The 583-nt window shown below is 68.1% G+C and carries 1 protein-coding gene; it reads right to left on the bottom strand.

What is annotated here, in order from left to right; translation table 11 throughout:
- A partial coding sequence (locus ACYVDE_RS25660) for a carboxypeptidase-like regulatory domain-containing protein (RefSeq protein WP_460504330.1) occupies positions 1 to 583 on the bottom strand: 583 nt, incomplete at both ends.

Below are 583 nucleotides of genomic sequence, written 5' to 3'. Positions count from 1 at the left end.
CAAGGCCGGAAGTGGGCCGGGCAGTGGCGGTGGGCCGGGGTCGAGGTGTAGCAGCAGGTTGCGGCGGCCGCGCTCCGACCGCGCCTGCAGCGTGAGCTGGGTAGTGTCGTTGCACTGGTTCAGCCCGGTGAACAGGAACCGGCCGTCGGCATCGGTCCGGGCAGTCAGGTAAATTTTTTCGGGCCGGGTTTGCAGGTACGTGACGGTGCCGCCGGCAACGGGCTTGCCGTTGGGCTGCGTTACCTGCCCACGAATGCCAAGAGCGCGCTCGACCCCGAACTCGGGTACGGGCGGCGGGCCAACCGGCAACTGCTGCCACGCAAAGCGGCGCCAGCCCTGCGTCAGCAGCAGGGCATCGAGGTGCTGCGCGGTTTCGGGCGTCGGACTCTGAAAATAATAGCCGGGGTTCTCGACATAACCCGCGAGGTCGGAGGTTAGCAGCAGATGCGCGGCAATGGTTTCGGCATTGGCGGCGCAGGCATCGGCGTCGGCTACGGCCAACGACAGGGGCATGACTACGGGCTTGCCGGCGGCATCAGCCACGGCCACGCGTACCCGCACCGGCTGGCGCAGCCCGTAGCTG

This window comes from Hymenobacter agri, assembly GCF_054778495.1.
Note: the sequence above shows the minus strand (reverse complement) of the source record. Positions and strands in the feature narration are given on the sequence as shown.